At 63.3% G+C, this 8,484-nt stretch carries 8 protein-coding genes; all 8 read right to left on the reverse strand.

The window, feature by feature from the left end:
* Window positions 1–82 precede the first annotated feature (82 nt).
* On the reverse strand, window positions 83–535 hold the full coding sequence (locus RMP09_RS02740) for a MerR family transcriptional regulator (protein ID WP_310564474.1): 453 nt from the start codon (window positions 533–535) through the stop codon (window positions 83–85).
* A gap of 197 nt (window positions 536–732) precedes the next feature.
* The gene (locus tag RMP09_RS02745; protein WP_310564475.1) at window positions 733–1,059 is read right to left on the reverse strand and encodes an integration host factor subunit alpha; all 327 of its coding nucleotides are present in this window, start codon (window positions 1,057–1,059) and stop codon (window positions 733–735) included.
* 42 nt (window positions 1,060–1,101) lie between these two features.
* Window positions 1,102–3,528, reverse strand: a complete 2,427-nt coding sequence (gene pheT, locus RMP09_RS02750) for a phenylalanine--tRNA ligase subunit beta (RefSeq protein ID WP_310564476.1) — start codon at window positions 3,526–3,528, stop codon at window positions 1,102–1,104.
* 36 nt (window positions 3,529–3,564) lie between these two features.
* Window positions 3,565–4,617 (reverse strand): phenylalanine--tRNA ligase subunit alpha, encoded by a 1,053-nt coding sequence (pheS, locus tag RMP09_RS02755; RefSeq protein ID WP_310564477.1) that lies wholly within the window; start codon window positions 4,615–4,617, stop codon window positions 3,565–3,567.
* Between the two features lie 118 nt (window positions 4,618–4,735).
* Complete coding sequence (gene rplT / locus RMP09_RS02760) at window positions 4,736–5,095, reverse strand: 50S ribosomal protein L20 (protein ID WP_066151478.1); 360 nt, start codon at window positions 5,093–5,095, stop codon at window positions 4,736–4,738.
* Window positions 5,096–5,119: 24 nt separating this feature from the next.
* Complete coding sequence (gene rpmI, locus RMP09_RS02765; protein WP_066151481.1) at window positions 5,120–5,323, reverse strand: 50S ribosomal protein L35; 204 nt, start codon at window positions 5,321–5,323, stop codon at window positions 5,120–5,122.
* Window positions 5,324–5,519: 196 nt separating this feature from the next.
* Entirely contained in the window at window positions 5,520–6,122 is a 603-nt protein-coding gene (infC, locus tag RMP09_RS02770; protein WP_310564479.1) for a translation initiation factor IF-3, read from the reverse strand.
* Between the two features lie 97 nt (window positions 6,123–6,219).
* Entirely contained in the window at window positions 6,220–8,127 is a 1,908-nt protein-coding gene (gene thrS, locus RMP09_RS02775) for a threonine--tRNA ligase (RefSeq protein ID WP_310564478.1), read from the reverse strand.
* Window positions 8,128–8,484: the final 357 nt, after the last annotated feature.

Raw genomic sequence — 8,484 nt, forward strand, 5'->3', positions numbered from 1 at the left:
CCCCTTGCACCCCATGCAAGTGCGCTACCAGGCTGCGCTACACGCCGACAAGCCTCAGATTATAGCGTGCAATTGGGTGCTTTCAGACTTGGAGGCTGAGCAATTCGCGAATTTCCAGCAATTCACGACGAACGCCCCCCAGCAACACCGTGCCAGCCAGCTCCTGCGCAGGCAGCGATGGAACCTCCGCAGGCCCTTCGTCCTCCGGCACCTCGCCATCCAGCTCCGTCACATCGATGGCGTCATCACCATCCACACGGCGCTTGTCACGCTCGGCCTGCACCAGCTCTTGCAGCTTGTTGCGGGCCCCGCTGATGGTGAAGCCTTGGTCGTACAAAAGTTCGCGTATGCGGCGGATCATCAGCACTTCGTGGTGCTGGTAGTAGCGTCGGTTGCCTCGCCGCTTCATCGGTCGCAGCTGGGTGAATTCCTGCTCCCAGTACCGCAGCACGTGGGGCTTGACACCGCACAATTCGCCCACCTCACCAATGGTGAAGTAGCGTTTTGCGGGAATCGGCGGGAGCGTTTTTTCCATGAAAATCAAGGCGGTACGAACCGAACCTTGAAATTTACTCTAACACAGGACAGCGTGCGCAACGAAGCCACAAATTCTGCACAAACTGTTGCAAATAGCCCCGAATGCGGGCACCCAACGGATGTCCGATACGCGTAGACACAAAAAAACCCGGTGACTTGAGGTCACCGGGTTCGGTTGCGACGCCTACCGCGGGTTCAACCGCCGATGACCGCCGCCTGGACCTGTTCCTTCAGCTTGGGGCTGGCGTGGAAGGTCACCACACGGCGCGCCTCGATGGCCACCGGTTCGCCCGTGCGCGGGTTGCGGCCCGGCCGCGGCGCCTTGGTGCGAATCTGGAAATTGCCAAAGCCCGAGATCTTCACGTCGGTGCCTTCGACCAGGCTGTCGGTGATGAGGTCAAAGAACGCATCGATCATGTCTTTGGACTCACGCTTGTTCAGACCGATCTGGTCGAACAGCAGCTCGGCCAGCTGCGCCTTGGTCAACGCCGGGGTTTCGAGGCTTTCCACCGCGAGTTCCATGGGTATGTGCTCCTGGAGATGCATGTAAAGGCTGCTCAGAGGTCAGCGCAGACGGGCCGCCACCTGCTGGGCCAACGACTGAACCGCGTCCCTGACCACCGTCTCGATTTCCTCATCGGTCAGTGTAGCGTCGTCACGGTTGAGGGTCAGACGCACGGCCAGGCTCTTTTCATCGACCGCCAGACCGCCGGAGATGCTGCCATCGGCCAACTTTTTCGGACGGTACACATCGAACAACACGGCCTCGCGAAGCAGCACACTCCCCGGCTTGCGGATCGCCTCCATCACGGCGGCGTGCGTGACCGACTCCTTCACGACAATGGCGATGTCGCGCTCGACCGGCTGGTGCCGGCTGACCGACTGGAACATGGGCACGTCCCGCTGGAGCACGGCGTCCAGCGCCAGTTCGAACATCACGGGCGCATGGGCCAGGTCGTAACCCTGACGCCATTTCGGGTGCAGTTCGCCCACGTGGCCGATGCAGCGCTCGCCCAGCCAGACGCTGGCGCAGCGGCCGGGGTGCATGGCGGGGTGCTCGGCCGGCTGGAACGTGGCCTGCAGAGGCGCCAGCAGCGCCTGCACATCCCCCTTGATGTCGAAGAAATCGACGTTGCGCTCCGCGCTGCCCCACTGCTGGTTGTCGACCCCGCCGTAGGCCAGACCGGCCACGCGCATCGGCTGGTCGAAACCGGCGACGCTGGTGTCGCTGTCCTGCACCGACGCGTCCTTGCGGAACACGCGGCCCAGCTCGAACAGGCGCACACGCTGGGCCTTGCGGTCCAGGTTGAATTTGAGGACGGCGATCAGGCTGCCCAGCAGGGACGAGCGCATCACGCTCATCTGGCTGGCGATCGGGTTCAGCAGCTTGATCGGGTCGGCGTTGCCGGCCAGCTCGCGCTCCCAGCGCTCTTCGACGAAGCTGAAGTTGATGGTTTCCTGGTAGCCGAGCTGGGCCAGCTGGCGGCGCACCGCGAACGGGCCGCGTTTGCTCTCAGCGCGCAGCTTGGCGGTGATGGGCGCCAACGGCGGATTCGTGGGCAGCTGTTCGTAGCCGATCACGCGCGCCACTTCCTCGATCAGGTCTTCTTCGATCTGCAGGTCGAAGCGGAACGCGGGCGGCGCGACCGTGACCGTGCCCTCGCCTTCGGTCACATCCAGACCGAGGCGGCGCAACGCGTCGGCACATTGTTCCTGCGTGACTGACATGCCGATCACCTTGACCGCACGGGCCACGCGCAGCGTGACCGGCTTGCCCTCGGGCAGCGCCAGAGTCTGGTCGTCCATCGGGCCGGCCTGGCCACCGCAGATGTCCAGCACCAGCTGCGTGATGCGCTCAACGTGCTCGACGGTGGTGGACGGGTCCACACCGCGCTCAAAGCGGTGCCCCGCGTCGGTGCTGAAGTTGTAGCGGCGCGAACGTCCGGCGATCGCCTTGGGCCACCAGAAAGCGGCCTCGATGAAGATGTTCTGCGTGTCGTCGGACACAGCGGTGGCGTCGCCGCCCATGATGCCGGCCAGCGACTCGACCTGCTGGTCGTCGGCGATCACGCCGACGTCGGCGTCCACCGTGATGGTGTTGCCGTTGAGCAGCTTGAGCTGTTCACCCTCGCGGCCCCAGCGCACCTGCAGGCCGCTGTGGATCTTGTCGAGGTCGAAGATGTGCGAGGGGCGGCCCAGCTCGAACATCACGTAGTTGGAGATGTCCACCAAGGGCGAAATACTGCGTTGGCCACAGCGCGCCAGGCGCTCGACCATCCAGGCCGGCGTCTGCGCCTTCGTGTTCACGCCGCGCACCACGCGACCGCTGAAACGACCGCACAGGTCGGGCGCCTGCACGCTCACCGGCAGGCGGTCCTGCGCCAGCACCACGGCCTTGGGGAATTCGGGTTGCTGCAACGGCGTGTCGGTCAGTGCCGACACCTCGCGCGCAATGCCGTACACGCTTAGGCAATGCGCCAGGTTGGGCGTGAGCTTGAGTGTGAACAGCATGTCGTCCAGACCCAGCTGTTCGCGGATGTTGCGGCCCACCACGGCGTCGTCGCCCAGCTCCAGCAGGCCGTTGCTCTCTTCAGAGATCTGCAGCTCCTTGGCCGAGCACAGCATGCCCTGGCTCTCGACGCCGCGCAGCTTGCCCAGCTTGATGGCGAACGGCTTGCCGTCTTCACCCGGTGGCAGCAGCGCACCGACGGTGGCGCATGGGATCTTGATGCCAGCACGCGCATTCGGCGCGCCGCAGACGATGTTCAGCGGAGCGCCCTGCCCCACGTCCACCTGGCACACGCGCAGGCGGTCGGCGTTGGGGTGTTGTTCGGCGCTCAGTATCTGGCCCACCACCACGCCGGTGAAGGCCGGCGCGAACGGGCGCAGCTCTTCGACCTCCAGACCGGCCATGGTCAGGGTGTCGGCCAGCTGCTGGCTGGTCAGGGGCGGATTGCAGAAGGCACGCAGCCAGGATTCAGGGAATTGCATGAAACGACTCGGTACGTGGACAAGCGGCTCGGGGGATCAGGCGAACTGACGCAGGAAGCGGATGTCACCGTCAAAGAACAGGCGCAGATCGTTCACGCCATAACGCAGCATGGTCAGGCGGTCCGGGCCCATGCCGAAGGCAAAGCCGATGTAGCGCTCCGGGTCCAGCCCCATGTTGCGCACCACGTTCGGGTGCACCTGGCCGGAACCGGCCACCTCCAGCCAGCGACCGGCCAGCGGCCCGCTCTGGAACTGGATGTCGATCTCGGCGCTGGGCTCGGTGAACGGGAAGAAGCTGGGGCGGAAGCGCAGCACCAGATCGTCGCTCTCGAAGAAGGTGCGACAGAAGTCGGTGAACACGACCTTCAGGTCTTTGAAACTCACGTTCTCACCGATCCACAGGCCTTCGCACTGGTGGAACATGGGCGAGTGGGTCGCATCGCTGTCCACGCGGTAGGTGCGGCCCGGGGCGATGACGCGGATCTCGGGCATCGGCAGGCCGGCGTCCAGCGCGGCGCGGTGGCGCTTGACGTGCTGCACCGCATGGCGGATCTGCATCGGACTGGTGTGGGTGCGCAGCAGGTTCGGCGCTTTGGCGCTACCGCCTTCCACATAGAAGGTGTCGTGCATGGAACGCGCCGGGTGGTCCTCGGGCGTGTTCAGTGCGGTGAAGTTGAACCAGTCGGACTCGATCTCGGGACCTTCGGCCACTTCGAAGCCTTGCGAGCCAAAGATGGCCTCGATGCGTTCGAGCGTCAGGCTCACGGGGTGCAAGCCGCCCTGCCCGCGCTGACGGCCCGGCAGGCTCACGTCCAGCGCTTCGGCCTTGAGCTGTGCTTCGAGTTCAGCATCGGCCAGCGCCTGGCGGCGCTCGGTCAGCGCAGCCTCGATGGCCTGTTTGGCCACGTTGATCGCCGCACCGCGGGTCTTCTTCTCGTCGACCGGCAGCGCCGCCATGCCCTTCATCAGCTCGGTGATGCGACCCGATTTGCCCAGGTACTGCGCCTTGGCGTTTTCCAGATCGGCGGGGGTGGCGGCCTGCGCAAACGCGGCGCGCGCGCTGTCGACCAGTGCGTCCAACTCGTTCATGTGTGTCTCGTGCGGGGAAACAAAAAAGGGGCTGAGAGCAGCGAGGGAATCCCTCAAGCCTCAACCCCTTCGAGCGACGTTGTCACCGCCGGCCGGAGCCGGCGAGGACGGTCGTGAATCAAGCGGCCAGCTTGGCTTTGACTTGCTCCACGATGCTGTTGAAAGCAGCAACGTCGTTGACGGCCAGATCGGCCAGGACCTTGCGGTCGATCTCGATCTGAGCCTTCTTCAGGCCATTGGCGAACTGGCTGTACGTCAGGCCGCAAGCGCGTGCACCGGCGTTGATACGCGCGATCCACAGCTGACGGAAAACGCGCTTCTTGGTGCGGCGGTCACGGTAGGCGTATTGACCGGCCTTCATCACCGCCTGTTTGGCGATGCGGAAGACATTACCGCGGCGACCGCGGAAACCTTTGGCAAGGGCGAGAACTTTTTTGTGACGGGCGCGTGCCGTTACACCACGTTTGACGCGAGGCATGTGTTGCTCCTTGTTCGTCGTTGATCAAATGCCCATGCCGGGCAGCATCTGTGCCATGTGACCCATATTGGTCTCATGGACAGTCACCGCACCACGCAGATGGCGCTTGTTCTTGGTGGTCTTCTTGGTCAGGATGTGACGCTTGAAGGCTTGACCGCGCTTGACGGTGCCACCGGGACGAACGCGAAAACGCTTCTTCGCGCTGCTCTTGGTCTTCATTTTGGGCATCTTCATGCTCCTTTTCATTTGTGCTCGTGAGGCGCCGCGAACCTTCCGCGGACTTGTTGGCCCCGAGCCACTTTTACGAACGGCCTTGCGACCGCTCTTTCGGCTCAGCGGCTTGCACCACTGGCCTCGGACGGCAGGCGACTACCCTGCCGATCCAATCCTCTGTCTTTTCTCGCCGGCTCAGGCCGACGCCTGCTCAGGCCGACGCCTGGTCGGCGGGCACCGCATCGACCTTGGGCGCAGGGCCGCCGGCCTTTTTGCGTCCGGGCGCGATCATCATGATCATCTGACGCCCTTCAAGCTTCGGGAACTGCTCGACGAGGATGGTGTCGCCGAGGTCGTCCCGGATGCGGTTCAGCAGTGCGAGCCCCAACTCCTGGTGGGTGATCTCGCGGCCACGGAACCGCAGCGTGATCTTGCACTTGTCACCCTCGTCCAGAAAACGACGGATGTTGCGCATCTTGATGTTGTAGTCGCCGTCGTCGGTACCGGGTCGGAATTTGATTTCCTTGATTTCGATGACCGTCTGCTTGGCCTTGGCTTCCGCCGCCTTTTTCTGCTCTTGGTACTTGAACTTGCCGTAGTCCATCAGGCGGCACACCGGCGGATTGGCGGTGGCCGCGATCTCGACCAGATCCACGTCCAGCTCACCCGCCATGCGCAGGGCTTCCATCAGGCTGACGATGCCCAGTGGCTCGTTTTCCGGCCCGTTGAGGCGAACCTCGGGGGCCATGATTTCACGGTTCAGACGGTGTGCACGCTCTTCGCGTTGGCGACGGTCACGAAAGTTGGTAGCGATGGTGTGTTCCTTGACGTGGGCGGTTCAGACAACAAAAAGCCTCAATGGGCCCACGCGCGGTGCGCAGCAACCGAGGGGCCTTCCGGAGCGTTTGACATCAAACCTTGGAGGAAACGTCTGTCGCGATCAGTTCGGAGAAGCTCTCCAGCGACATGACACCGAGGTCTTTGTTACCTCGTGCCCGCACAGCCACGGCGCCAGCGGCCTTCTCCTTGTCGCCCACGACCAGGATGTAAGGCAGCTTTTGCAACGCGTGCTCCCGTATTTTATACGTGATTTTCTCGTTGCGCAGATCTGTTTCGACCCTAAGCCCTTGTTTTTGCAGCGTTTTCGCCACTGCCTGGACATAATCGGCCTGGGCATCGGTGATTCCGGCCACCACCACCTGGGTCGGCGCCAGCCAAACCGGCAGTGCGCCGGCATGCTGTTCGATCAGGATACCGATGAAGCGCTCCAGGCTACCGACGATGGCGCGGTGCAGCATGACGGGGCGATGGCGCGAGCCGTCCTCGCCCACGAACTCGGCATCCAGCCGTTCGGGCAGATTGGAATCGACCTGGATGGTGCCGCATTGCCAAGGACGGCCCAGCGCATCTTTGAGCGTGTATTCGATCTTGGGACCGTAGAAAGCGCCCTCACCCGGCAGGTACTCGAAGTCGCAGCCCGAGGCCTTGAGGCCGTTGGCCAGCGCGGCCTCCGCACGGTCCCAGCTCTCTTCGGTACCGATGCGCTTTTCGGGCCGGGTGGACAGCTTGTAGATGATGTCGGTGAAGCCGAAGTCCTTGTAGACCTTCTGCAGCAGCGTGGTGAAGGCCACCACCTCGGACTGGATCTGGTCTTCGGTGCAGAAGATGTGGCCATCGTCCTGCGTGAAGGCGCGCACGCGCATGATGCCGTGCAGGCCACCCGAGGGCTCGTTGCGGTGGCACTGCCCGAACTCGCCGAAGCGCAGCGGCAGGTCGCGGTAGCTCTTGATGCCCTGCTTGAAGATGATGATGTGGCCCGGGCAGTTCATCGGCTTGAGCGCGTAGTCGCGCTTCTCCGATTCGGTCACGAACATGTTCTCGCGGTACTTGTCCCAGTGGCCGGTCTTCTCCCACAGGCCCTGATCGAGGATCTGCGGGCCCTTGACCTCCAGGTAACCGTTCTCGCGGTACACGCGGCGCATGTACTGCTCCACCTCCTGCCACACCGTCCAGCCCTTGGGGTGCCAGAACACCGTGCCGGGCGAATGCTCGTCGATGTGGAACAGGTCCAACTCGCGCCCCAGGCGACGGTGATCGCGCTTCTCCGCCTCTTCCAGCATCGTCAGGTGCTGCTGCAATTCGTCCTTGGTCGCCCAGGCCGTGCCGTAGATGCGCTGCAGCATCTCGTTGCGGTGATCGCCGCGCCAGTAGGCGCCCGCCACCTTCATCAGCTTGAAGTGCTTGAGCTTGCCCGTGCTGGGCACGTGCGGGCCGCGGCACAGGTCCTCAAACTTGCCTTCGCGGTACAGCGACACATCCTCGTTACTCGGGATGCTGGCGATGATCTCGGCCTTGTAGTGCTCGCCAAGCCCTTTGAAATAGGACACCGCCTCATCGCGCGGCAGCACGCGGCGCACCACCGGCTCGTCCTTGTTCGCCAGTTCGTTCATCTTCTTTTCGATGGCCAACAGGTCTTCGGGCGTGAAGGGGCGCTTGTACGAAAAATCGTAGAAGAAGCCGTGCTCGATCACCGGACCGATGGTGACCTGCGCGTCCGGAAACAGCTCTTTCACCGCGTACGCCAGCAAGTGGGCGGTGGAATGGCGGATCACCTCCAGGCCATCGGCATCCTTGGCCGTGACGATGGACAAGGCACTGTCGCCCGTGATCTGAAAGCTGGTGTCCACCACCTTGCCATCAATCTTGCCGGCCAGTGCGGCCTTGGCCAGACCGGTGCCAATGGAAGCGGCCACTTCGGCCACCGTCACCGGGCCAGGAAACTCGCGTTGCGAACCGTCGGGAAGCGTGATGTGAAGCATGGGGAAGTCCAGAAACGAAAAAGCGCGGCATGGGCCGCGCTGTAGGGGTGAGAAAGGGGATCGGGCAGGCGCGAACTGCAGGCCTTAGAAGGCCGAGACAAACCTCTCAGTAGTTCGCGGTGTCATAACCAGACTGCCTTTCTCGCTCTTGCTGCTTGATGAAGCCGTTGATTTTCCCACAAAAAAGCCCGGGACCAGCCCGGGCTTGATGTCTCCTCAACCTCTTGGGGCTGTGGATTCAGGCAGATCAGTGGAACTGCTCTTCTTCGGTCGAGCCGGTCAGGGCCTTCACGCTGGAGGAACCGCCCTGGATCACGGTGGTCACGTCGTCGAAGTAGCCGGCGCCGACTTCCTGCT

The sequence above is a fragment of the Hydrogenophaga sp. genome, assembly GCF_031426985.1.
GTDB lineage: Bacteria > Pseudomonadota > Gammaproteobacteria > Burkholderiales > Burkholderiaceae_C > Hydrogenophaga.